The following is a 21950-nucleotide window of genomic DNA, read 5'->3' as shown; positions in this document are numbered from 1 at the left end:
CTGGACCAAACCCGCCGACGAAATCCTGCCTCACGCCACCCGTCAACGAACTTCAGACGCGCGACACTAGTCCTGGCGTGTCCGTCGACCATCGCTCCGCGACAGCTAGGACGGCGGCTCTGGCCGACCACCCCCATGACGATCGTGGATCCCGGACGGGCGACCGCAACAGATCCGACAGCGGCCGACGCCGAGTGTTGGGAGGTCGAGCCGCCCTTCGCCGAGTGGAAGAGCGTCAGCGCGGGCCGCGCGTCGCATACGCAGCATGCCGGCCGAGACGTCGTGCCCCAGGAGCTCTGGGGGTGTCAGAGGCGGGCCTTGCCGAGGAGGCGTAGCAGCTTGCTCATGCCCGGCAGGATCTCATAGCGGTTCCTCCGGATGCCGCTGATCATGGTCGACACGACCTGGTCGATGGGCATTTTCGGGATGCGGTCGACCTGGCGGTTGTCTTCCTCGGAACCGCTGAACATGGGCTTCGTGGTGCGTGGGGGCGCGAGCTCGAACACCTTCACCGACGTGCCCGCCAGCTGTTTGCGCAGCGTCTGCGTGTAGGAGTGCAGGCCAAGCTTCGAGGCGCTGTAGATCGGCGCCTTGTCGAAGGCGAAGTAGGCGATACCGGAGGTGACGTTGAGAACCGCCGCCTCGGACTGCTTGAGCAGATGGGGCAGAAACACCTGGGTCACGAGGATCGGCCCGGCCAGGTTGACAGCGACCTCATCGGCCACCTTTGCCGGGGCGAAGCTCTGGAAGTCGATGCTCTGCATCAGGCCCGCGTTGTTGATCACAACGTTCAGATCCGGGAAGTCGGACACGAGCTGGCGATACAGCGTCTCGACCGAGGCGAGATCGGTCACCTCCACTGGATAGGCGGACAGCCCCGGGTGGGACTGGCGGAACTGGCTCAATCGGTCTTCGTCACGGCCGGTGACGATCACGGTGTTGCCCAACGCTGCCAGCTGCTTCGCCATCTCGAGCCCGATACCGGAGGTGCCGCCCGTGATCAGGATGACATCGTTGCTCAGATCCATACCCTGCTCCTTTCCGTTGCTGCCGTTGCCGGGGACCTGGCGCTCGGCGTCTGAACCGCCCCTCGTTCACGACCGCCGAGCTACGGGCTGGGGCTGAGCCCCGTAAGTCGTCCTCATGCGAAGTAGTGGCCCTGGTCGATGTCCGCGAGGAGGCTGGGATGGGTAGGTGTCCACCCCAGGAGCTTCTGGGTGAGAGCGCTGGAGGCAGGCATGTCCGCTCCCAGAAGCGGCGCGAGCGGCGAGCCGAACTGCTCGGCGGGGAGGGATCGAGCAGGAAGGGCGAGGCCGTGTCCGATGGCTTCGGCGATTTCGCGGACCGCCACGCCCTCGTCGCCCACAGCATGGAGAACGGAGCCTGCGGGCGCTTTCTCTAGTGCGAGGCGGTAGAGCGCGGCGGCGTCTTTGACGTGCACGGCGGGCCAGCGGTTCTCGCCGCTGCCGACATAGCCGGAGACTCCCGCCTCGCGGGCTCGGGCGACCAGCTGCGGAATGAACCCGTGCCGCTCACCCCGACCGTGGACCGAGCGCGGGATCATCACCAGCGCCACCCGGACCTCACGATCGGCGGCCGCGAGCGCAGCCTGCATATTGCGGATCCGGGCCGCGATGGGCCCCTCAGCTACGAGAGGGTCACGCTCGGTGGCCGCCCGGCCGGGAACGGACAGCGTGGCACCGGTGACCAGGAACGGCTTGCCGGTGCCGGCCAGCACGGTCGTCAAGGTCTCGATCGCCCGACCGTCGCTTTCGGCGCCCCCGATCTGACCGAGATGATGCTGATAGGCCAGGTGGATGACGCCCTCACTATCCACAGCACCCCGCCGCAAGGCCTCCACGTCAGTGAGGTCGCCACGCAACACCTGCGCCCCCATCGCCGCCACGGCGTCGGCGGAGGCATCGCAGCGAGCCAGCCCGACGACGTGATGACCGGCCGACACAAGCTCCGCGACAACGGCCGAGCCGATCCAACCAGAAGCCCCAGTGACGAACACCCGCATGAAGAACACCCCACGACCAAGAAGAAACGCTCAGAACCAGAGAGCCGCGCATGCCGCGACCAAAGAATGCGACCCAGTCGCATAAGGGTAGCGTACAAGTGACGAGACGGAGTCGCAACACCTAGACTGCGAACGTGAGCAGATGGGCACCACATGCGCGTGAACGACTGAAAGACGCTGCCCTGGACCTCTTCGCCGAGAACGGCTACGAAGCGACCACGGTCGCGCAGATCGCGGATCGGGCCGGACTGAACCGAGCGACATTCTTCCGCCACTTCTCCGACAAACGCGAGATCCTCTTCGACGACGAGGACCAACTCGTCGAACTCTTCACCGCGGGCATCCATGACGCCGAACCCGAGGCAACCCTCATGCAATGCCTGAACGCCGCGCTGGCATCCGCAGGCACCCTGATGACCGACGACCAGCGCGAGAAGGCAGTGCGGCGCCGGGCCGTCACCGCCGCCAGCATCGAGGTCCGAGAGCGTGGCCTCCTCAAACAACGTACGATCGCCCATGCGATCACCGCTGCCCTTCAGCAGCGCGGCGTCGAAGCGCTGACCGCACAGCTCGCGGCCGAGCTCGCCATGCTCGCCTTCAGCACCGCGCTTCAACGCTGGGCGGCGTCCGACTCGGACCCGTTCGCGCCCCACGCAGCGACCGCCCTGAGCGAGCTCCAGGCACGCACCGCTTACCTCACCGACGCCGTTTGATCGCCGGTTCAGTGTCACGCCGACTGGGCGGATCGCCGAGTGTTACCACGGGACGGTCTCGTCGGTGTAGGCGAGGAAGTGCAGGCCGCCGTCGTGCCGGTGGGCCAAGATGACGTCGACGACCCTGGGGACGCTGTCAGCGATGGCGAGGGGTGCGCCTGCCCCTCCGAGGTCGGTTTGCACGTGGCCGGGATGGATCAGCAAAAGCGTGCGCGGGTCGTCGGAGTGTCGCGCCGCGCGGCTGCGCATGAGCTGGTTCAGCGCCGCTTTGCTGGCGCGGTAGACGTCGTTCCCGCCGTTGGTGTTCAGGCTGATGCTGCCCTGGCGCGATGACATCACGCCGATGGTGCCGGTGGGAGGTACGAGGTGTTCCAGCGCAGCGATCACCCGCATGGGGCTGAGTGCATTGGTGACCATCACGGTCGCGAACTCCTCGACGGGCACCTCGGAGGCGGGAACGTTGTCGCCCGCGATCGCGCCGTTGATGAACAGCAGGTCAATACCGCGCCCGGCGAGACGGCGACCCAGGTCGGCGATCTGGTCGGCGTCGGTCATGTCGAGCGTCTCGATCTCGACTCTGCCGTGCGCGCGCTCGGCAAGATCGTGCAGACCGGTCCGACGGCCTCCGCGGGTGGTGGCGATCACGGTCCAGTCGCGAGCCGCGAGCTCCTCAGTCAGGGCGAGCCCGAGCGCACGACTCGCGCCGACAACCAGCGCTGTTCCTGCAGTGTCGGTCATCGCCCGGTGCCTTCGACGGCAGGCTTGAGAACGTCGGTGGCCCACTGACGGAACGTGGTCGGCGTCGTGTTGGCCGCCATCCGAGGCACGGCCGTGTCGAGTCCGTGCTCCTTCGCCTCGTCCATCGCCATCAGAGCGCCGGCGACGGCCTCGGACATGCCGAAGCCCATCAGTCGCCGCTTCGACGCCTCCCGGTCGCCCTGCTCATACCGGACCGGCATGCCGAGGACCTCGGTCAGGATCTTCGCCTGATCGTTCGGCGAGAGATCCTCCGCACCGAGGAGCGGGGCGATCTGCTGCCCCGTCCAGGAGTGGTCGGCCAGAAGCCCTGCGGCTGCGGCACCGATGTCCCTGGTGGCGACCGTCGGCAGCGCCAGGTCGGCCGGCAAGGTTCCGCTGAAAACACCCCGGTCGCGGATCGAGACCACATCGCGCAGCATGTTGTCCATAAACGACGGGTTCGCCAGCTCCCGCGTGCTCGTTCCGGTGCTGCGGATCAGGGCGTCCATCGCCAGCGTGGCCGACACGTGACCAGCGAACGTCTGCACCCCGGCCCCCAGCGCGGAGACCGAGACGACCCGCGGCACCCGGTGGCGGACGATCGCGTCCGCCGCCGGCAACGCGAATCCCACATAGGCGTCGTAAATCGTCGGCGCAGTGGGCGCGGCGGGCACGAGCCAGAACAGCGCCTCGGCGCCGTCGAACGCACGGTCAACCACCGCTGGGTCGGCGTGCGTGCCCTGCACGACCTCGACACGGTCGCGGACCTCATCCGGAAGCCTCGCCGGGTCGCGCACGACCACCCGAACCGCCTCGCCGCCCTGCAAGAGGCGCCGCAACACTTCGCTCCCGATCTGACTGGTGGGCGCGGTAACAACGATCATGGAATCCTCCGGAACATCCAACTCAAGTAGACTCTACCGTACCGTTTACTTAGAAGGGCGGCAACAATGGCTCGTCGAGGGGACGCCTTGCACGCCCACATCATCGACACGGCTAAAACCGTGTTCCTGGAGTCGGGCTACGACCGCGCCTCCATGGACGCCGTCGCCGCCGCCGCCTCGACCTCGAAGCGGTCTCTGTACGCCCACTTCTCGAGCAAGGACGCCCTCTTCACCGCCTGCGTCGATCGCAGTCATGAACTCTTCGAAGGACGACTCGCGGTCCCCTCGCGCTACAGCGACGACCCCGTCGAGGCGATCGTGCGCTACTGCCTCAGATTCGGGCAGCTGCTGACCTACGCTCCCATCGCCGGCTTCTGCCGGATGGGCGTGACCGAAGCCGCCCGACTACCCGAGGCGGCCGCCCAGATCCACGACACTTTCCTCGGCACCGCCACCACAGGGCTCGCAGGGCACATCGAAAGGTGCTGGGCAGCTACCCCGGACTTGGCACGACAGAACGCGACACTCATCCTCGGCGCCGCTGTCGGACCCCTACTCACCGACATCCTCTACGGACTTATCCCACTGCGACAGGAGATGCCGGACGAAACCGCGACCCCGCTCACCCCCCACGCGACGACCCAACACGTCGTCACCGCCCTCCTGCCCCCACCGTCCTCCAGCAGGTGAGACCGGGCGAAACAGCGAACTACTAGGGTCAAAAATTCCATGTGGTATTGCCAGGTTGGGAAGCTTCGCAGCCTAAGAGGTCAACCCGGCTGTCTCACCTGGCCGCGTCGGCGTCCCCGCGTGCTCAGGCTGTCGGCGCGACGGGGTAGTGGCTGGTGATGGCGATGCGGTTCCAGGCATTGATAACGATCGTGAGCCATGTGACCGCGGCGGCCTGCCGGTCCGTGAGGCGGTCCTCGTCAACGCCGCGGTCGGGGATGTGGCCGTGGTCGCTGATAAGGGTGACGCGTTCGGCGATCTGGAGGGCGGCCTGCTCCTCGGGGGTGAAGTAGTGCGATTCCCACCAGCCGGCGATGACGGCGAGGCGGTCCCAGGTCTCGCCGTGCTTGATCGCGTCGCCGACGTGGAGTTTGAGACAGAAGGCGCAGCCGTTGAGTTGGGAGGCGCGGATCTTGACCAGCTCGATCAGCTTCGCATCCAGCCCTGCTGCGGCGGCGGCATGCGCCGCCTGGTTGTTGAGTTCCATCATCGCCTGGTAGGCGGCCGGGTGGGTCTTGCCGATGTTCGCGTGCGCCATGGTCGTGTCTCTTCCTGTGCTGTCGCGCGAGTGCGCGTTCACTGATCAGGACGAGACGGGCGGGCGATGTGTGAGGTCAGTTCCAGAGGGAGAGCTTGATCGGGTTGAGCATCATCTTCACATCGCTGACGAGACCGTCGGCGACCTCCAGGGTGATGACGCCGATGATGCGGCCCTCGACCCACATGGCGAAGCCGAGGCCGTCGTTCGTCTCCTGCTCCAGCACCTCGACCTCGGGCCGCTTCTGCAGCACGCCGAGGATGAACCGGGCGACGTGATCGGCACCGAGGACGGGATTGCGGGCGGCGGTGACGATGCCGCCGCCGTCCGAGCGCAGCACCGCGCTCGGGTCGAGGACCGCGATCAGCCGGCCGAGCTCCCCGGAGCGCGTCGCGGCCGCGAACGCTTGGACGACGCTGTCGTGCTCCTGTCTGGTGACCTGTCGGGTCGGGGTGTCGCGGACTTTGCGGCGCGCGGCTGTCGCGAGCTGGCGGCACGCGGCAGGACTCCTGCCGACCGTCTCGGCGATCTCCGGGAACGAAGCGGCGAACACGTCGTGGAGCACGAACACCACCCGTTCGGCCGGCGTAAGCGATTCCAGGACCATGAGCAGGGCGCTGCTGATCGTGTCGTCGAGCGTCACCCGGTCCAGCGGGTCGGCGCCCGCGTTCGCGCCGAAGGCCGCGGCAGGGACGGGCTCTGGCAGCCACGGCCCGACGTACTGCTCATGCCGAGCCCGCGCCGAGCAAAGCATGTCCAGACAGACACGGCTTGCGGCCCGCGTCAGCCAGCCTCGCGGCGAGTCGATCCGATCTCGCTCTTGTTGGGCGAGCCGGTACCAGCGGATGTAGGTCTCCTGGACGGCGTCCTCAGCCTCGGCGACGGTGCCGAGCATGCGGAAGGCCAGCGACAGCAGATGGCGTCGCTCTGCGATGACCTCATCGTGCACTGCGCCTCCCATCGCATCCGTTCCTCTCGTTCGTAGCCGGGCCTTCCGCCGACGTCACCCTTCCAAGCGCTCGAGCCATCGGTCGAAAGTCCCGCTGCCGAGCTTGGCATCCGGGCCGACCAGCAGCGAGCCGTCGGCGCTGATCCGGCCCATCGAGCCGGGCATCCGCACCTCCAGCACCCGACCCTTGCTGCCGGTCGCGCACAGGTAACGGCGCACCAGATCGGCCATCCGCGCGACCTGAGGACCGCCGAGATCCCGGGCGAGGCCGACCGGCTCGCCGTCGGCGATCCGCACCAGCTCGACGGCGACCTCAGCCGCAGCGACCGGCTGCGAGCGCATCTTCGGCACCAGGATCATCCCGGCCATCGTGCCGCGCTGGACCATCTGGGCGGCGAACTCGTGGACCTGCGTCGCCCGCAGGATCGACCACGGCGCCTCCGATCCCATCAGCAACCGCTCTTGTGCGGCCTTGCCCGCGTAATACCCGGAGGTTGACTTCGCGGCGCCGACGATCGACAGCACCACATGATGCCGCACCCCGGCCGCCTCGTCCGCCGCGAGCAGGTTCGTCGTCGCAGCCTCGAAGAACTCGATCGACCTCCTCGCTGACAGGGTGCCGATCGAGGACACATCGATGACCGCGTCCACGCCGGTGACCGCCTCGGTCAAAACGCGTCCATTCACCAGGTCGAATCCGGTCGAGCGGGCGATCGCCACCGTCTCGTGCCCGGCCGCCTGCGCGGCGGCCACGACATGCCTGCCGACGGCGCCCGTCGCCCCCGCGATCGCGATCCGGCTCATGCGCGTGCCTCCCTCGTCGTCGCGCACACCCGGCTGGGGAACAGCAGCGCCAGGCCGAGCGCGAGACTCAGCCCCAGGCTGACGATGTTCCCGACGACGTCCACCACACCGCCCATCAGATGCGTGACGTGGAACAGGAAGTGGAACGCGCCGAACACTGTCCACCCCAGGCTCGCCAAGCGACCGGCCGCCGCGGTCCGGCTCAGCGCCGCGGCGATCGAGATCGTGCTTAGCGCGAGATACATGAACCCCACATCCCTGACCAGATGCTCGTCATACGCGCCCATCATCTCGATCCAATGCAACCCGAGACCGGGAAACGACGAGTAGAAGGACTTCGGCAATCCGGCTGCCCACACCCCGACAGACAGGCCGAGCACGGCCACGACCACGAGCACGACTCGACGAAACACGGAGTTCATACCCATCAAGACGACACAGCACAGCGAAGTGTGAGGCGACCCGGCTTGCGTGGAGGGCGTCGAAGAGTCCCAGGCTTCGTGGCGAGGAAGGGCTATTCGTCGGGGGTGTGAGTTCCGCATCGGTAGTCTGCTGTCGTGCAGTTGGCTCCTCGTCGAATTCCGGGCAGGGAGGAGCTTGGGCCGCTGATGCGGTACTACCGGTACCGGCGCACCCGCACGGGTGCGATGACCGGCGCGGAGACGGCACGAGACGCGGAGGTGGTCGCGGCGGCGTCAGGATTCGGATGGCCAGTAGGAGCGACCGAGGAATGGCGCCCTCAGAGGTCCGCGATCGATCGATCGCGGCGGTCGACGCTTTGGGCCCCGGATGCTGTGCTCGCCGCCTACGTCGCAGGGCTCGGAAGCGCGCCCCGGAGACGTCAGACGATCATCTCGTATGGGTGGACGCGGTTCTCCGAGCCGTTTCCGTCGAGGGTGGCGAGTTGCCGGACTGTGGGCTGGAGGTGGTCCACGGCACGCTGTACGAGATCGATGGTCACCGAGGCTCTGCTTCGGCTCGCCCTGGGTTGGTCGTGGAACGAACAGCCCTGGCTCTACCTCCCGGATCTCGAAGCAGCCGTCTCGGAGGGGCTGCCCAACCCGACCCACGATGGCCGGGCACGACTCGCGGAACTCATCGCCCTCATCACCGCTCAGCCGCCCGGGACCACCGCGTCCGGGCTGGGGAAGGCGATGGCCCGCGCAAAGGTCGTCGCCGGAACGGACAAGTACCAGCCTTACGGCACCTTAATCGGGCTGGCAGAGTCGGTATCCTTCCTAGTCGGGCACTCGGCCCCCGTTGGGACCGGTTCGTTCCCATGTCGGGCACAACGACTTCTCGATCTCTGACGAGGTGAGCGCCCGTTTCGCGCCGAGCTCTCCTTGGCTGCCCTAGCACTCGCCGGCGTTCGGGTCGTTGACATCGTCGCCGGCCGGCTGTCCCGGCCTACGGAGCAGACCGTTCACTCGGCAGCCAAGAGGCACCGACCGATTGGGTCCTGTCAGTTCCCAGTGACGTAGGCGTTGCCCGCCTGGATGGCTTCTTCTGTGTCGGGGAAGAACAAGGCGACGCAGAAGTCCACGGCCTCGGTCTGGATTCGTTCGCCAACGACCCGCCCATACCGACGCGATCACCGAGACCGCCCCCGCACTGCACCCCCTCATCGCGCTCACGCACGCCCACGCGCTAGTCGCGATCCTCCAGGCCATCACCGACAGCATCGGCGCAGCAATCCTCGATAACACGAGCCGCGAAACCGTAGCGAAGACGCTACGCACCGACGCCAACCTCGCTCTGACCGACGCCGCCGCGAACTTCCGCGCCACACAATCCCGCGCCAGCCAACACACGTCACCACAGCGAGCGCCCCGCCACTGATCCGTGGAGCAGCGCGGGCTGGTCATGGGCCGAGCGAATCCTCTAATTCCAGGTCTTCCACCGACACGCGAACGCCAGCCCCGTCGATGGGAAAGTCCGAAAACCCTCCCATCGGGCGGAGGCACCGCACGAGGCTCGAACCGCCGTGCACCTTCGTAGAGAGTTTGAGAACTTTTCCCCGGCCCTGAAAACCGTGGGTTCCCGCCTATCTCGAGGTGCGTACCAACGCAACGAGCGGCCCTCGGAGCCCTCGATTACCGATGACCGGGGTCGGCTGATCCGTTCAGTGGGAAAACTCAAACTTTTCTGACAGCCGCTCAGGTGGACGAGCTCGTCGCCCTGTACGGCGCGGGTTTGAGCATCGCCGAGGTCAGCAGGAAGTTCGGCATCTACACCAGGACGGCCGCCGCGCACTTGGTCCGTCGCTCGGTCTCGCTGCGTCAACGAGGACTCGCGCTGGCGGACACTCCTGAAGCCGTGCGTCTGTACGTGAGCGGGCTGACGCTCGTGGAGGTCGGGCTGCGGTTCGGGGTCAGCCAGCAGGCAGTAAGAAGGGCGGTGGCCGCGGCAGGGGTTGAGATTCGCCCGCGCGGACGCCGCGCCAAGGAGCGTCTGACGTAGAGGCGGTGTTTGGGCCTCATTGCCGCGATGGTGCGCGGAGTCCATCGAGGAGGAGGCCGAGCATGCGGGGCGAGCGATCGTCGGGCCCCGGCGCGGCCCGCCACAGTGCGCCGGTGAACTGGAGGAAGTCGCCGGCGTCGGCGTCACCGCGGATGGCTCCGGCATTCTTGCCCGCGTCGAGGATGCCGTCGATCGCGGCGATGACTGGCCCGTAGGTCTGCTCACTGATGGCTTGGTGCGCGCTAGGGCTGAGTGCGTCGCCCAGGCCGTGCTTGCGGCGCATCGCCTCGACCAGCTCGGTCGTCCACTCGCGGAGCGCTTCCAGCGGGGGCTTCTCGGCGAGCAGCACCGGCGCACGGTCGATGATCCGTGCGACCTCTTCCTGGTAGACGGCAAGGACAAGCGCCTCCCGCGTGGGGAAGTTGCGGTACAGAGTGCCCGCGCCGACGCCGGCGCGCTGGGCGACCTGGTTCATCGAGGTGGCGCCGTCCTCTCTGAACGCCTCGTGGGCGGCGGCGAGGATGCGTGCCCGGTTCTCCCGGGCGTCTGACCGGACCATGAAGACCTCACTTGCTATGTGGAGACCTCTCCAATACAGTATCTGGAGAACTCTCCACCTACTGTAGGGGAACCTCATGGACTACATCAAACTCGGCACGACCGGCCTTGACGTCTCGCCCATCGCGATCGGCGCCATGACCTACGGCGAGCCGGACCGCGGCCACCCGGTCTGGTCGAAGGGCGAGGACGAGGCGCGCCCGCTCATCAAGCACGCGCTCGAAGCCGGCATCAACTTCTTCGACACCGCGAACCTGTACTCGCTCGGCTCCAGCGAGGAAATCCTTGGCCGCGCGCTCAAGGACTTCGCCGATCGCGATGCCGTGGTGATCGCCACGAAGCTGCGCCACCCGATGCGCCTCGGCCCCAACGGCCGCGGCCTGTCGCGGAAGGCGATCATGCAGGAGGTGGACCACTCCCTCACGCGACTCGGCACCGACTACATCGACCTGTATCAGATTCACCGCAACGACCACACGACCCCGTGGGAGGAGACCCTCGAAGCCCTGCACGACCTCGTGAAGGCCGGCAAGGTCCGCTATCTCGGCGCCTCATCCATGCACGCCTGGGAGTTCGCGAAGGCGCTGCACCTGCAGAAGCTCAACGGCTGGACGCGGTTCGTGTCGATGCAGAACCACTACAACCTCCTCGCCCGCGAGGAGGAACGCGAGATGATCCCCCTCGCCCTGGACAACGGGGTCAGCACCATCATCTGGTCGCCGCTGGCACGCGGACGTCTGGCCCGCTCCTGGGACGACGCCCGCTCCACGACCCGCTCCGAGACGGACGGCGCCTACGCCGACACGCTCTACTCGCCCGAGCAGGAAGTCTCGAACCACGCCATCATCGACGCGGTCGGCAAGGTCGCCGATGCGCACGGTGTCAGCCGCGCGCAGATCGCGCTGGCTTGGCTGCGCCGCCAGCCCGTCGTGACCGCGCCGCTCGTCGGGGCCGGTTCGAACCAGCAGATCGATGATGCGGCGGCGTCGCTGGACGTCGAGCTCTCCGACGACGAGGTGCGCGCCCTGGAGGCACCGTACACGCCGCGGTACGACTGGCAGGGAGTCTCCGACGAGGCCGAGCTGGAGGCCATCCGTCAGCGCGTCCCCGGAATGGCGCTCCAATGAGCCTCGCCACCACCCGCATCGAAGGAGCACGACCATGATCGAGAAGGTCCTCGTCACCGGCGGCACCGGCTACGTCGGCGGCTGGGCGATCGTCGCCCTCCTCCAGCGCGGATACGACGTGCGCACCACCGTCCGCTCCACCGCTCGGGAGCAGGCAGTGATTGACGCGGTGTCGACCGCAGTCGACCCGGCTGGGAGGATCGATTTCGTGCACGCCGACCTGCTGGCCGACGACGGGTGGGATGCCGCGATGGACGGGATCGACTACGTGCTGCACGTCGCCTCCCCGCTCGGGCACGGCGGCGAGACCGACGCCGACGCGCTCATCGCCCCAGCCCGCGACGGCGCCCTCCGCGTGTTGCGCGCCGCAACCCGCGCTGGCGTCAAGCGTGTGGTGATGACCTCCGCGGCGAACGCGGCAAGCCCGATGTCCTACACGACCGAGGGCGTCACCGACGAGACACTCTGGACGATCGACGACCCGTCGCTGCCCGCCTATCGCCGCTCCAAGACGATCGCCGAGAAGGCCGCATGGGACTTCATCGCCACCACCGACGGCTCCACCGAACTGACAACCGTGCTGCCCGGCGCCGTGCTCGGCCCGATCCTGACGGCCGACAATGTCGGCACCGCGTCGATCGTCCAGCAGATGCTCCGCGGCCAACTCCGCGGCGCCCCCCGGATTGGCCTGGAAGTCGTTGACGTCCGCGACCTCGTCGACCTCCACATCCGCGCCATGACCACCCCCGAAGCCGCCGGCCAGCGGTTTCTCGGCACCGGCCCGTTCATCTGGATGGCCGACATCGCCAAAGCCCTCAAGACCGCTCTCGGCGAGCAGGCGGGTCAGGTTGCCACCCGCCAGTTGCCGAACGTCGTCGTGCGAATCGCCTCGATCTTCAACCCCTCCCTCAAAGCCATCACGATCTCCCTCGGCCGCCGCAACCGCCACACCACCGAGAAGGCACGACGCATCCTCGGCTGGACGCCGCGACCCGCGGAGCAGACCGCGGTCGAATGCGCTCGAAGCCTCATCGAGCACGGCATCAACGAGCAGAAAGCGAGACTCGCATGACCATTCCCGTCCGCCCCTCGGCTCCGAATCACACGGTAGCGGCGCACTCGACGTGGGCGCGATCGGCTACGGGGCGATGAGCTTCGGAAGCCCCTACGGGCAGGGCGACTTCGACAAAGACGCCGCAGCCCGCGACATCCTCGATGCGGCCGAGCAGCTCGGAGTCAGCTTGCTGGACACCTCCGACGGGTACGGCGACAGCGAGCAAGTCCTGGGGCGCGCGATGAGCGGTCGACGCGACCAGTTCGTGATCGCCACCAAGTTCGGGATCGTCGCCGCGCCCTTCGGCGGAGGTCAGGCGCGCATCGACGGCGGCCCCGCATACGCGAGAGAGCGACTCGAACGCTCCCTGCGCAGACTCCGCACGGATCACATCGACCTCTATTACCTGCACCGAGCAGACCCGACGATTCCGATCGAGGACACGATCGGCGCCATGTCCGAGTTCGTTACCGAGGGCAAGGTCCGCCACCTCGGACTCTCCGAGGCCGCACCCGACACCATTCGGCGCGCCCACGCCGTGCACCCCATCACCGCGATCGAGACGGAGTGGTCGCTGTGGGAGCGCACCATCGAGCGCGAGGTCGTCCCTCTCACCCGCGAGCTCGGCATCGGGCTCGTCCCATACAGTCCACTCGGGCGCGGCGCTCTCACTGGCACCGTCACCTCACGCGCTGACCTTGGCGAAACCGACCATCGCCGCGGCATGCCCTGGTACTCCGATCAGAACCTCGCGGCCAACCTCACCGCCATCGAGGTTGTCCAACAGATCGGGACCGAAGTCGACGCGACACCCGGACAGATCGCCCTCGCATGGCTGCTCGCCAAAGCCCCCGACGTGGTCCCCATCCCCGGCACCCGACGAACCGCATACTTCCGTGAGAACACCGCGGCCGCAGGTATCACGCTCAGCAGTCAACAGATCACGGCGCTCGACGCAGTGAGCGCAACGGGCGGGCGGGAGCATGACAGCGCCATAGCAGCCGACAACTGGTTCAACGGCGTCACCCCACGACGCTGACCGAACGGCGGATGGCCCCCTCTCGAACGCGAACAAGCTCACGAGAGCGCCTACTCACCGACGCGGATGATCCGGTTCCTGAGCCTGGACGGATCGGTAGTCTGCTGTTGTGCAGTTGGCTCCTCGTCGAATTCCGGGCGGGGAGGAGCTTGGGCCGTTGATGCGGTACTACGGGTACCGGCGTACCCGCGCGGGTACGGTGACCGGCGCGGAGACGGCACGAGACGCCGAGGTGCTCGCGGAGGCGTCAGGATTCGGATGGCCAGTAGGAACGACCGAGGAATGGGCGCCCTCAGGGGTGCTCGACCGATCGATCGCAGCTGCCGAGGCGCTGGACCCTGATGCTGTGCTCGCCGCGTATGTCGCGGGCTTGGGAAGCTCGCCCCGCGGGCGTCAGACGATCATCTCCTACGGGTGGGCACGGTTCCTCCGCACTGCCTCAGTTGAGGACGGCGAGTTGCCGGACTGCGGGCTGGAGGCGGTCCGCGGCACCAGGCATGAGGTCGATGTCACCGAGGCTCTGCTCCGGCTCGCCCTGGGTTGGTCGTGGAACGAACAGCCCTGGCTCTACCTCCCGGATCTCGAAGCAGCCGTCGCCGAGGGGCTGCCGGCACCGACCGGCGACGACCGGGCGCGGCTCGCGGAACTGATCGCTCTCATCGCCGCCCGGCCGCCCGGGACCACCGCGTCCGGGCTGGAGAAGGCGATGGCCCGCGCCAAGATCGTCGCCGGAACGGACAAGTACCAGCGTTACGGCATCTTGATCGGGCTGGCCGAGTTCGGCGTCCTTCCCAGCCCGGCGCCCGGCCCGAGTTGGGACCGGTTCGTTCCCATGAGCGAGGTGCGCGCGGCCTCGACCGGCGGCAATCCTCGCTCCGATATCACCATGCCCCTCGCCGGATGGCGAGGCGGGGTCGACGAGCGTCGGGCACAACGACTCCTCGATCTCTGACGAGCTCGAGCGACTGCTTCTCGCCGAACTCTCCTGGCCGCACGGCCTACGGAGCAGGCCGTTCACTCGGCAGCCAAGAGGCGCCGACCGGTTGAGTCCGCTCAGTTCCCGGTGATGTAGGCGTTGCGTGTCTGGATGGCTTCTTCGGTGTCGGGGAAGAACATGGCGACACCGAAGTCCACGGCCTCGGTCTGGATTCGCTCGACAGTGGGCCGAAGGAGACGCTCGTAGTCGGCGAACGCGGTCTCGATGTCGCCATCGGCGGCGACGAAGGCGTCGTGGAGGGCGGTCGCGCCGAGGATCGCCAGCGACCCGCCCATCCCTGCCGCGGGCGAGGCGCAGTAGCCGGCGTCGCCGACCAGCGCGATCCGTCCAGTCGTCCAGGCAGGCATCTTGATCTGGCTGAGCTTGTCGAAGTAGAAGTTGTCCGCCGTTTCCGCCTTCTCGACCATGTCGGTGAACGGGGCGCCGGCACCAGCGAACCGGTCGCGCAGGATGCGCTTCTGCTCGTCGGCGTCGTGGTAGTCGTAGGCGATCTCCTCGTCGGCATGGAACGTCAGGACGATGTCGGTGGTGTTCTCGTAGGAGTTCAGCATCAGCGTCCTGCCGGGCAGGCTCAGGATCCGGGTGATGTCGGGGGCGATGAACGTGTCGTCGACGATGGCGACGGTGAAGTAGTTCTTGAGGAAGTGGCTGTAGTCGCTCTCGGGACCGAACCGCAGCCTGCGGACGGCGGAGTGGTTGCCGTCGCAGCCCAAAACGATCTCGAAATCGCGGACCGAGCCGTCGCGGAACGACGCGCGGACGCCGCCTGGGACGTCGGTCAGCTCGACGATGGAGTTGCCGAAGAGCAGCTCGACGTCGTTCTCGACCTCGGCGAACAGGATCGCGAGGAGATCGTCGCGGTGGATCTCATACGAGCGCACCGTCCCGTCCGCGCCCGGGGTCTCGGCCTCCATCCGCGCATCCGTCCCGCCGTCGATGTTCACGAACTCCGTCGCGCGTGGCGGCAGCGCCTTGGCGCGGATCTTGTCGAGGATGCCCATCCGTTCGACGATCCCGATCGTCTCGTCGCGGATGTCGACGGGGGTCCCGCCCTTCTTCAGCCCCGGCCCGGTCTCCACGACCGTGGCCTGGTAGCCGAGCCTGCGCATCCAGAACGCGGTCGTCAGCCCGGCGAAGCCCGCCCCGGAGATCAGCACACGTGGCGACCCGTTCGTCTCATTCGACTGCATCATGTTCCTCCCATCGACATCGCGACTCGCAAATTGGAGTCACTACAACTTCGGATGACCCTAGCACAAAGTTGGAGTAACTCCATATTTTATTGGCATGATGGAGCCCATGGACGCATCGCCGGGAGTGCGAGAGCAGAAGAAGCTGCGGACACGGCACCGGCTCGGGCACGTCGCCGCAGGCCTGTTCGCCGAGCACGGCTACGACGCCGTCTCCGTCTCCGACATCGCCCGCGCCGCCGGGGTCGCGGATCAGACCGTCTACAACTACTTCCCGACCAAGCCCGACCTCGTCCTCGACAGAGCCGAAGAGACGATCGAACGCTCTCGCCGGCTCGTCGTCGAACGGCAGCCGGGCACCACACCGGCCGACGCGATCCGTGTCCTCGTCCAGGAGGACGTCGACCGCTTCCTCGCCGACTCCGCGATCGCGCGCGGCGAGTTTGCAGCGCTCTGCCTGCGCAGCCAGCAGGTGCGCCGCCGCGCCCTGGCCTTCCGTAACGATCAAGCGCACGCGATCGCCGACGCGATCGCCGAGACCGATCCCGCACTGCACCCCCTCATCGCGCTCACGCACGCCCACGGGCTCGTCGCGGTCCTCCAGGCCATCACCGACGGAATCGGCGCAGCCATCCTCAACGACACGAGCCGCGAGACTGTCGCGAAGACGCTGCGCGCCGACGCCAACCTCGCTCTGACCGACGCCGCCGAGAACTTCCGCGCGACACAATCCCGCGCCAGCTAACACACGTCGCCATGATGAGCGCCCGCCACTGATCCGTGGAGCAGCGCGGACTGGTCATGGGCCCAGCGAATCCTCTGACTCCAGGTCTTCCACCGACACGCGAACGTCAGCCCCGTCGACGGGAAAGTTCGAGAACCCTCCCATCGCGCGGAGGCACCGCACGAGGCTCGAACTTTCGTGCCCCCGATGGGATTCGAACCCATACTGTGGCGGGTTTAAGCCGCCTGCCTCTGCCGGTTGGGCTACGGGAGCCGTAGGCGATCTTAACGATCTTGCAGCGGTGGGACCGAAAGTGCGCGACCATACCGAGCGTGCCCCCGACACGTCAGCTCGCCCTGCCCGCGGTCCGTCCACGTCCGGCTGTCCTCGCCGGCCTCATCGCGCTGGTTCTGGTGGTGACGACCTTCGTCGCACCGCCGCCGGCTGAGGCCGCCACAACGCATGTGACACTTTCGGGCCCGTCCACCGGCTTCACCGACAAGTCGACAACCTTCACGATCATGTGGAAGGCCGGTACCGCCGGACACCGCGGCAAAGTCGCGCTGGACCGCAAGTCCGGGTCTAGGTGGAAGCGGGTCATGGGCGCCACGACCAGCGCCAAAGGGACGGTCAAGGTATCGGTCAGGCCGTCGTCGACCACCACCTACCGTGCCCGGACCTCGACCGGCAAGACGTCGGCCTCGGTGAAGCTCAGCGTGCACGCGGCGTACTGGCTCGGCGGGTCCGCGGGCACGACGATCGTGAAAGGCACCTCGACCCGGCTCAGCGCGACCTATCACCATGACGGCAAGGCGATGCCGACCGCGACGATCGCCCTCGAGCGCTACAGCGGGTCGGCATGGGTACGGGTGACCACGCTCAAGATCACCAAGGGCAAGGGCTCGGTCACCGTCACACCGACGGTGACGACGAAATACCGCTTCCACAAGCCCGGTGTCGCGACATCGGCGTCGCACACGATCACTGTCAAACCGCCGTCATCCTTCATGATCAGCGGCTCGGGGTACGGGCACGGCGTCGGGATGTCCCAGTACGGCGCCTACGCGATGGCGCTCGACGGCTACTCGGCGGCGAAGATCCTCAAGACCTACTACCCCGGCGCGACGGTCGGCGCATCAACCAACCCCAGCCGTCGCATCGGCGTGCAGGTGTACGGCCCGGGCTCGGACTCCAAGACCACGACGACGATCACGATCGCGCCGACGACCACCGGCAAGCCGAAGTGGCGTCTGATCAACGCATCCACGTCGACAGTGAAGACGCTCAAATCCGGCAGTGGTCCAGTCTCCATGAAGGTCGCGATCGCCTCCCACAAGCCGAAGATCACGATCGGCGCTGCCAGCTACACCGGGACCAAACTCGAGGTGCAGTGGTCCGGCACGACGCTCTACTCGGCCAGCGGTGTGGCGGCGTACGCGACGGTCAGGGGGGCGCAGGGCACCTACCACAACGGCGAACTGGTGATCACCGGCATCGACGGCAAGTCCCAGCCGAACGTCGTCAACAACGTGCTGCTCAACACCGAATACCTGTACGGCATCGACGAGATGCCGTCGTCGTGGGGAGCATCCGGGTCCGGCAAGGGGTTGCAGGCGCTCGAGGCGCAGGCGATCGTGGCCCGCGGCTACGCGGTCCAGACGATCTTGAGGAGTACCAGCACGGCGTGCAACTGCAACCTGTACGACGACACCCGGTCGCAGAACTACACCGGCTGGTCCAAGCAGGGCGGTTCCTACGGGTCCACCTGGAAGAAGGCCGTCGACGCGACGACGACCAAGACCAGCGACAAGATTCTCACCTACAAGGGCAACTTCATCGAGACGACCTACTTCGCCGCGACCGGTGCCTCAGGTCGTACGGGATCCAATCAGGACGTCTTCGGATCGACCAAGATCGCCTACCTGCAGGGCGTTGCCGACCCGTACACCGCCAAGGCGGCCGGCCTGCCGGCAGCAGACAAGGCCTGGACCGACACGGTCAGCGAGGCGACGCTGTCCAAGATCTTCGATCTTCCGACAGTCAGGTCAGTGACGATCACCGCGAAATACGGCAGTGGACAGGTCAAGACGCTGAAGGCGACGTCGGCGACCGGAACGACGAAGTCGGTGACCAGAGTCGCGGACTCCTGGCGTTCCTCGCTCGGACTGATGTCGGACTGGTTCACCAAGATCACCCCGCACGTCTAGCGCGCCGGGGTCGCGGTCTGTGACGGATCCGGCGACCGCACCGGCGTTCCCGTCGGGCTGGGCGTCGCCGCGCCACCACCCAGCCGGTTGCGGGTCTCGGGCGGCAGATCGGCAAGATCACCGGTCGGGATCTTGTCGTCGACGACCACCGATCCGTTGGGCATGCAGTGCACCGGCTGGACCGCGGTGATCAACCCGGTCGCCCGGTCGCGATAGAAGAAGTAGCCGTCGGCCGACGTTCGGGGCGGACTGAAGGGCGTGCTGAAGGACGTGATGGTCGGCGCCGCAACACCACCCGCCGTGCCCATCTGGAGAGCCACGGTCCAGGAGCCGTCGGGATGGGTGATCACCTCGGGTCCGTACTGGACGTGCAGGTGTCCCCAGGTGATCAACTTCGCCGGCGGTTCGGTCGCCCGCACGATGGGCCAGGCAGCGTCGGGCTGATGGACCGAGATCACGTCGACGTTGCGGCCGGCGGCCTGGTTGATCATCCGCTGACCGAGCTGCGCCTCGGCCTCATTGCGCTCCTGGATCCGCGTAGTGCTGAAGGGCGGGTTGTACTGCGGGTCGTCGTCACCGAGAAAGCGGACGCTGTCGACCTCGGTCACCTTGCCGTCCAGCACCGTCGCCCCGGCATCCTTCATCTGCCGTTCGGTGATCGGCGAGTCGTGATTGCCACCAACGTCGACGAAGGGGCGGTTCGCGGCGATCGCCCGTTCGCGGGTGACACAGGACTTCTCGGTAGCGGTGCCGTTCATGGTGTCGTCGCCGTTGCTGAAGACAAGCTCCGGTTGGGTCATTGTGACCAGCTGGCTCCAGATCCGGATCATCGCCAGATTGCAGTGCAGGTCGCTGATCCCGAAGATCAACTGCTCACTCGGCTGTGGTGGCGACAGCTTGTAGGAGTCCTTGATCAGCTGCGAGGTGACCTGGTCGACGTAGTCGTTCATCGACGCCTGCTGCCGATCGGCCATCTTGCTCACCCCGGCGACTCCGCGATCAAGGAGGTCGGCGAGCACCGCCGAATCCACCGTCAGGCCGGCGAACCGGGTCCCGTCGGCGACGGTGACGTCATAGCGCTCGGTCGGCTGTCGTGCCGGCGGTGCGATCACCACGGCGGAGACGGTGATCATGACCACCAGATAGCCGAGCACGCCGCGCCGGCCGCCACTGATCCGCACCAGCCGCGGGCTGAGGAACCGACGCCGCTGGGTCCAGCCGATCATGATCAGCACCAGCGTGATCTCGGCCCACACGATGTGCCCGACGGCGTTGTCCACCAGTCCCTGCTCGATGCCGGCCATCGCCTGCTGCGGGTCGTAGTAGAGATTCAGATAGGACTTCAGGGTGTTCTCGGACAGGATCGAGCCGTCGGCGCCGTCGGAGAATCCGTGCGCCGTCACGGTCAGACCGACCGGCCCGTACGCCATCGGCAGGTAGGCATTCCCGAGCAGGCCCAGGTCCAACCGGGTCTCGCCGGTGTAGTCGACGGCGATCGTCACCTCATTGGCGCCGAGATAGTCGGTGATCTCGGTCCGACCGATCCCCCACGCGACAGCCAGCGGGGCCGCGAGCACGGCACTCACACACAGCGTCAGAACGGCGCGCAACACTGTCGTCAGCAGCCCGCGATTGAGAACCCCCATCGGCCCCAGACTATGCGGCTCGCAAGATTTTCCTGGTATCTTGACGTCAAGATACTTGCTGGGAGGCGCATGATCACCGGAATCGACCACGTGCAGATCGCGATCCCCCGAGGGCAGGAGGAACTGGCCAGGACCTTCTACGGCGACCTCCTCGGTATGTCCGAGATCGCCAAACCGGCGGCGCTCCGCAGACGGGGCGGCTGCTGGTTCCGATCAGGTGCCGCGTTCCTGCATCTCGGCGTCGAGGAACCCTTCACGGCGGCCGCGAAGGCCCATCCCGCCTTTCTCGTCGACGATCTGGACGGGTTGCAGAGCCGTCTGGTCGAGGCAGGCCACGAGTGCGTACGTTCCGACGGTGAAATCGAAGGCGTCCTGCGCTTCCACACCTACGACGTGTTCGGCAACCGGGTCGAGTTCCAGCAGCTCTGTGAGCTGGGCTGATCGGCTGCCGCGGACCTATTCGACCCGGGAGTCGGCGGCCGGCAGGTAGACCTTTCGCGGATGCAGCGCGTGCGCACCGGCGACCTTGTCGATGAACAGGTGGCCCCCGCAGTGATCGATCTCGTGCTGCAGGGCACGTGCCTCGAATTCATCGGTGCTGATCGAGACCTCCTCACCGGTGACGGGCAGTCTGCCGGACACCGTCAGCCGAGCGGCGCGCTTGACGTCCCCGGTCAGGTCCGGGACCGACATGCAGCCCTCCCGTCCCTTGACATTGCGGCTGGCGGCAGTCACTACGGCGTTCACCAGGACGATCAGACCGTGGCACGTCCGGGTCTTGGCGTGATTGCTGACGTCGACACAGAATGCCTGTCCGCCGACCCCGATCTGTGGTGCAGCAAGCCCGACACACCCGGGCGAGACCCGCATCGTGGCGATCAGGTCGGCACACAGCCGGACGACGTCGGGATCCGTGGGATCCAGTTCGGGGCCGGGTTCCGACAGCACGGCTGCCGGCGCGGTGACGACCTCGCGGACCCGTCCGCCACCCAGTTGCGCGAGCACGGACGTCGGCATCAGGAGCGCGTCAGATCGCGCATCGGATGAGCCCATCAGAGCTCGTCGCGCTCCAGCGGCTGCAGCTCGGCCTCCACACCGAGGGCCGCTGCCGTCACCGTGAGGTGGTCCCGGAGTGCCGTCACGTCAGCATCAGCCGGCAGGTCGATCTCGGCTGCCAGCACGTACAGGCCCCCGGCCAGCCGGGTCGTCAGATCGGTGATGTTGCCGCCGGCTTCGGACACAACGGTGGTCAGTCCGGAGACGATGCCGAGCCGGTCTGCACCATGAACCGTCAGCAGATAGCTCGCACTCGGGACAGTCGGCACGACCTGAGCCCCGACCGGAAGGACGTGGATGATCAGATCATCGCCGGCGGCCTCGCCCAGCGCGTCCCGGACAGCGCCGATCGGGGTCTCGCCGGCGCAGATCAAGGTCATCGCCAACTGCCCGCTGAGGACGGTCATCGACGAGTCCGTGAGATTCATCCGGAGTCCGGACAGTGCCCCCGCTACCCGGGCGATGATCCCGGGCCGATCAGCCGAGATGACCGTGATCGCAAGAGTCGTCATGA

At 67.1% G+C, this 21950-nt stretch carries 24 protein-coding genes and 1 tRNA gene; 11 read left to right on the top strand and 14 right to left on the bottom strand.

Features of this window, described 5'->3' with window-relative positions:
- Positions 1 to 305: 305 nt before the first annotated feature.
- Together IEY07_RS21835 and IEY07_RS21830 are read right to left on the bottom strand one after the other, a co-directional pair.
- Complete coding sequence (locus tag IEY07_RS21835) at positions 306 to 1028, bottom strand: SDR family oxidoreductase (protein WP_188897862.1); 723 nt, start codon at positions 1026 to 1028, stop codon at positions 306 to 308.
- A gap of 113 nt (positions 1029 to 1141) precedes the next feature.
- On the bottom strand, positions 1142 to 2023 hold the full coding sequence (locus IEY07_RS21830; protein WP_188897896.1) for an SDR family oxidoreductase: 882 nt from the start codon (positions 2021 to 2023) through the stop codon (positions 1142 to 1144).
- A 134-nt stretch (positions 2024 to 2157) separates the two neighbouring features.
- Here IEY07_RS21830 and IEY07_RS21825 point away from each other — a divergent pair, with 134 nt between their 5' ends.
- Positions 2158 to 2736 carry a TetR/AcrR family transcriptional regulator gene (locus IEY07_RS21825; RefSeq protein ID WP_188897860.1) on the top strand — a complete coding sequence of 193 codons (579 nt, stop codon included), beginning with the start codon at positions 2158 to 2160 and terminating at the stop codon, positions 2734 to 2736.
- Between the two features lie 42 nt (positions 2737 to 2778).
- Here the strand turns inward: IEY07_RS21825 and IEY07_RS21820 are convergent, their stop codons facing one another.
- Together IEY07_RS21820 and IEY07_RS21815 are read right to left on the bottom strand one after the other, a co-directional pair.
- Complete coding sequence (locus IEY07_RS21820; protein ID WP_188897858.1) at positions 2779 to 3474, bottom strand: SDR family NAD(P)-dependent oxidoreductase; 696 nt, start codon at positions 3472 to 3474, stop codon at positions 2779 to 2781.
- Entirely contained in the window at positions 3471 to 4358 is an 888-nt protein-coding gene (locus tag IEY07_RS21815; protein WP_188897856.1) for an NmrA family NAD(P)-binding protein, read from the bottom strand. The genes IEY07_RS21820 and IEY07_RS21815 overlap by 4 nt, the downstream gene beginning before the upstream one ends.
- A gap of 66 nt (positions 4359 to 4424) precedes the next feature.
- Between IEY07_RS21815 and IEY07_RS21810 the strand changes: the two genes are divergently transcribed.
- Positions 4425 to 5048, top strand: a complete 624-nt coding sequence (locus IEY07_RS21810) for a TetR/AcrR family transcriptional regulator (protein ID WP_188897855.1) — start codon at positions 4425 to 4427, stop codon at positions 5046 to 5048.
- 124 nt (positions 5049 to 5172) lie between these two features.
- On the opposite strand, the gene IEY07_RS21805 is transcribed toward IEY07_RS21810, so the two are convergent.
- The 4 genes from IEY07_RS21805 to IEY07_RS21790 all read right to left on the bottom strand — a co-directional run bounded on the left by IEY07_RS21805 (position 5173) and on the right by IEY07_RS21790 (position 7776).
- The gene (locus IEY07_RS21805) at positions 5173 to 5625 is read right to left on the bottom strand and encodes a carboxymuconolactone decarboxylase family protein (protein WP_188897854.1); all 453 of its coding nucleotides are present in this window, start codon (positions 5623 to 5625) and stop codon (positions 5173 to 5175) included.
- A 76-nt stretch (positions 5626 to 5701) separates the two neighbouring features.
- The gene (gene sigJ, locus IEY07_RS21800) at positions 5702 to 6586 is read right to left on the bottom strand and encodes an RNA polymerase sigma factor SigJ (protein ID WP_188897852.1); all 885 of its coding nucleotides are present in this window, start codon (positions 6584 to 6586) and stop codon (positions 5702 to 5704) included.
- 42 nt (positions 6587 to 6628) lie between these two features.
- Positions 6629 to 7378, bottom strand: coding sequence for an SDR family oxidoreductase (locus IEY07_RS21795; protein ID WP_188897850.1), 750 nt, complete (start codon positions 7376 to 7378; stop codon positions 6629 to 6631).
- Positions 7375 to 7776: a hypothetical protein gene (locus IEY07_RS21790; protein WP_188897848.1), complete on the bottom strand. Its 402-nt coding sequence runs from the start codon at positions 7774 to 7776 to the stop codon at positions 7375 to 7377. The genes IEY07_RS21795 and IEY07_RS21790 overlap by 4 nt, the downstream gene beginning before the upstream one ends.
- A gap of 159 nt (positions 7777 to 7935) precedes the next feature.
- Here IEY07_RS21790 and IEY07_RS21785 point away from each other — a divergent pair, with 159 nt between their 5' ends.
- Both IEY07_RS21785 and IEY07_RS21780 read left to right on the top strand, forming a co-directional pair.
- Positions 7936 to 8688: a hypothetical protein gene (locus IEY07_RS21785; protein WP_229670505.1), complete on the top strand. Its 753-nt coding sequence runs from the start codon at positions 7936 to 7938 to the stop codon at positions 8686 to 8688.
- Positions 8689 to 9538: 850 nt separating this feature from the next.
- Positions 9539 to 9838, top strand: coding sequence for a hypothetical protein (locus IEY07_RS21780; RefSeq protein ID WP_229670504.1), 300 nt, complete (start codon positions 9539 to 9541; stop codon positions 9836 to 9838).
- A gap of 16 nt (positions 9839 to 9854) precedes the next feature.
- Here the strand turns inward: IEY07_RS21780 and IEY07_RS21775 are convergent, their stop codons facing one another.
- Positions 9855 to 10475, bottom strand: coding sequence for a TetR/AcrR family transcriptional regulator (locus IEY07_RS21775; protein ID WP_229670502.1), 621 nt, complete (start codon positions 10473 to 10475; stop codon positions 9855 to 9857).
- Between IEY07_RS21775 and IEY07_RS21770 the strand changes: the two genes are divergently transcribed.
- From IEY07_RS21770 to IEY07_RS21755, 4 genes are all read left to right on the top strand, one after another.
- A complete protein-coding gene (locus IEY07_RS21770) occupies positions 10474 to 11523 on the top strand; it encodes an aldo/keto reductase (RefSeq protein WP_188897843.1) in 1050 nt (349 codons plus the stop codon). The genes IEY07_RS21775 and IEY07_RS21770 overlap by 2 nt on opposite strands.
- A gap of 34 nt (positions 11524 to 11557) precedes the next feature.
- On the top strand, positions 11558 to 12595 hold the full coding sequence (locus tag IEY07_RS21765; protein WP_188897840.1) for an NAD-dependent epimerase/dehydratase family protein: 1038 nt from the start codon (positions 11558 to 11560) through the stop codon (positions 12593 to 12595).
- Between the two features lie 52 nt (positions 12596 to 12647).
- Entirely contained in the window at positions 12648 to 13616 is a 969-nt protein-coding gene (locus IEY07_RS21760) for an aldo/keto reductase (protein WP_229670500.1), read from the top strand.
- A 160-nt stretch (positions 13617 to 13776) separates the two neighbouring features.
- Positions 13777 to 14568 (top strand): hypothetical protein, encoded by a 792-nt coding sequence (locus IEY07_RS21755; protein WP_229670498.1) that lies wholly within the window; start codon positions 13777 to 13779, stop codon positions 14566 to 14568.
- 101 nt (positions 14569 to 14669) lie between these two features.
- Here the strand turns inward: IEY07_RS21755 and IEY07_RS21750 are convergent, their stop codons facing one another.
- Positions 14670 to 15806, bottom strand: coding sequence for an FAD-dependent monooxygenase (locus IEY07_RS21750; RefSeq protein WP_229670496.1), 1137 nt, complete (start codon positions 15804 to 15806; stop codon positions 14670 to 14672).
- A 106-nt stretch (positions 15807 to 15912) separates the two neighbouring features.
- Here IEY07_RS21750 and IEY07_RS21745 point away from each other — a divergent pair, with 106 nt between their 5' ends.
- Positions 15913 to 16548, top strand: coding sequence for a TetR/AcrR family transcriptional regulator (locus IEY07_RS21745; protein ID WP_188897837.1), 636 nt, complete (start codon positions 15913 to 15915; stop codon positions 16546 to 16548).
- Positions 16549 to 16726: 178 nt separating this feature from the next.
- Here the strand turns inward: IEY07_RS21745 and IEY07_RS21740 are convergent.
- Positions 16727 to 16800 (bottom strand) — tRNA-Leu (locus tag IEY07_RS21740).
- Between the two features lie 59 nt (positions 16801 to 16859).
- Between IEY07_RS21740 and IEY07_RS21735 the strand changes: the two genes are divergently transcribed.
- A complete protein-coding gene (locus IEY07_RS21735; protein WP_188897834.1) occupies positions 16860 to 18734 on the top strand; it encodes a SpoIID/LytB domain-containing protein in 1875 nt (624 codons plus the stop codon).
- Here IEY07_RS21735 and IEY07_RS21730 read toward each other — a convergent pair.
- Positions 18731 to 20380: a metallophosphoesterase family protein gene (locus IEY07_RS21730; RefSeq protein ID WP_188897832.1), complete on the bottom strand. Its 1650-nt coding sequence runs from the start codon at positions 20378 to 20380 to the stop codon at positions 18731 to 18733. The two genes, IEY07_RS21735 and IEY07_RS21730, sit on opposite strands and share 4 nt — an antisense overlap.
- Positions 20381 to 20449: 69 nt before the next feature.
- Here IEY07_RS21730 and IEY07_RS21725 point away from each other — a divergent pair, with 69 nt between their 5' ends.
- Positions 20450 to 20821, top strand: coding sequence for a VOC family protein (locus tag IEY07_RS21725; RefSeq protein ID WP_188897831.1), 372 nt, complete (start codon positions 20450 to 20452; stop codon positions 20819 to 20821).
- Positions 20822 to 20836: 15 nt separating this feature from the next.
- Here the strand turns inward: IEY07_RS21725 and IEY07_RS21720 are convergent, their stop codons facing one another.
- On the bottom strand, positions 20837 to 21397 hold the full coding sequence (locus IEY07_RS21720) for a peptide deformylase (protein ID WP_188897829.1): 561 nt from the start codon (positions 21395 to 21397) through the stop codon (positions 20837 to 20839).
- Positions 21398 to 21432: 35 nt separating this feature from the next.
- Positions 21433 to 21948: a glycine cleavage system transcriptional repressor gene (locus IEY07_RS21715; protein ID WP_188897827.1), complete on the bottom strand. Its 516-nt coding sequence runs from the start codon at positions 21946 to 21948 to the stop codon at positions 21433 to 21435.
- Between the last annotated feature and the right edge of the window lie 2 nt (positions 21949 to 21950).

This window comes from Microlunatus endophyticus, from assembly GCF_014646195.1.
Lineage (GTDB): Bacteria > Actinomycetota > Actinomycetes > Propionibacteriales > Propionibacteriaceae > Microlunatus > Microlunatus endophyticus.
This window is presented reverse-complemented; position numbering and strand designations above follow the sequence as displayed.

Coding starts and splice junctions, on each gene's coding strand:
- IEY07_RS21835 (WP_188897862.1), bottom strand. CDS start 1,028: ATGGATCTGAGCAACGATGTCATCCTGATCACGGGCGGCACCTCCGGT.
- IEY07_RS21830 (WP_188897896.1), bottom strand. CDS start 2,023: ATGCGGGTGTTCGTCACTGGGGCTTCTGGTTGGATCGGCTCGGCCGTT.
- IEY07_RS21820 (WP_188897858.1), bottom strand. CDS start 3,474: ATGACCGACACTGCAGGAACAGCGCTGGTTGTCGGCGCGAGTCGTGCG.
- IEY07_RS21815 (WP_188897856.1), bottom strand. CDS start 4,358: ATGATCGTTGTTACCGCGCCCACCAGTCAGATCGGGAGCGAAGTGTTG.
- IEY07_RS21810 (WP_188897855.1), top strand. CDS start 4,425: ATGGCTCGTCGAGGGGACGCCTTGCACGCCCACATCATCGACACGGCT.
- IEY07_RS21805 (WP_188897854.1), bottom strand. CDS start 5,625: ATGGCGCACGCGAACATCGGCAAGACCCACCCGGCCGCCTACCAGGCG.
- sigJ (WP_188897852.1), bottom strand. CDS start 6,586: ATGGGAGGCGCAGTGCACGATGAGGTCATCGCAGAGCGACGCCATCTG.
- IEY07_RS21795 (WP_188897850.1), bottom strand. CDS start 7,378: ATGAGCCGGATCGCGATCGCGGGGGCGACGGGCGCCGTCGGCAGGCAT.
- IEY07_RS21770 (WP_188897843.1), top strand. CDS start 10,474: ATGGACTACATCAAACTCGGCACGACCGGCCTTGACGTCTCGCCCATC.
- IEY07_RS21775 (WP_229670502.1), bottom strand. CDS start 10,475: ATGAGGTTCCCCTACAGTAGGTGGAGAGTTCTCCAGATACTGTATTGG.
- IEY07_RS21765 (WP_188897840.1), top strand. CDS start 11,558: ATGATCGAGAAGGTCCTCGTCACCGGCGGCACCGGCTACGTCGGCGGC.
- IEY07_RS21755 (WP_229670498.1), top strand. CDS start 13,777: ATGCGGTACTACGGGTACCGGCGTACCCGCGCGGGTACGGTGACCGGC.
- IEY07_RS21750 (WP_229670496.1), bottom strand. CDS start 15,806: ATGATGCAGTCGAATGAGACGAACGGGTCGCCACGTGTGCTGATCTCC.
- IEY07_RS21745 (WP_188897837.1), top strand. CDS start 15,913: ATGGACGCATCGCCGGGAGTGCGAGAGCAGAAGAAGCTGCGGACACGG.
- IEY07_RS21730 (WP_188897832.1), bottom strand. CDS start 20,380: ATGGGGGTTCTCAATCGCGGGCTGCTGACGACAGTGTTGCGCGCCGTT.
- IEY07_RS21725 (WP_188897831.1), top strand. CDS start 20,450: ATGATCACCGGAATCGACCACGTGCAGATCGCGATCCCCCGAGGGCAG.
- IEY07_RS21720 (WP_188897829.1), bottom strand. CDS start 21,397: ATGCCGACGTCCGTGCTCGCGCAACTGGGTGGCGGACGGGTCCGCGAG.
- IEY07_RS21715 (WP_188897827.1), bottom strand. CDS start 21,948: ATGACGACTCTTGCGATCACGGTCATCTCGGCTGATCGGCCCGGGATC.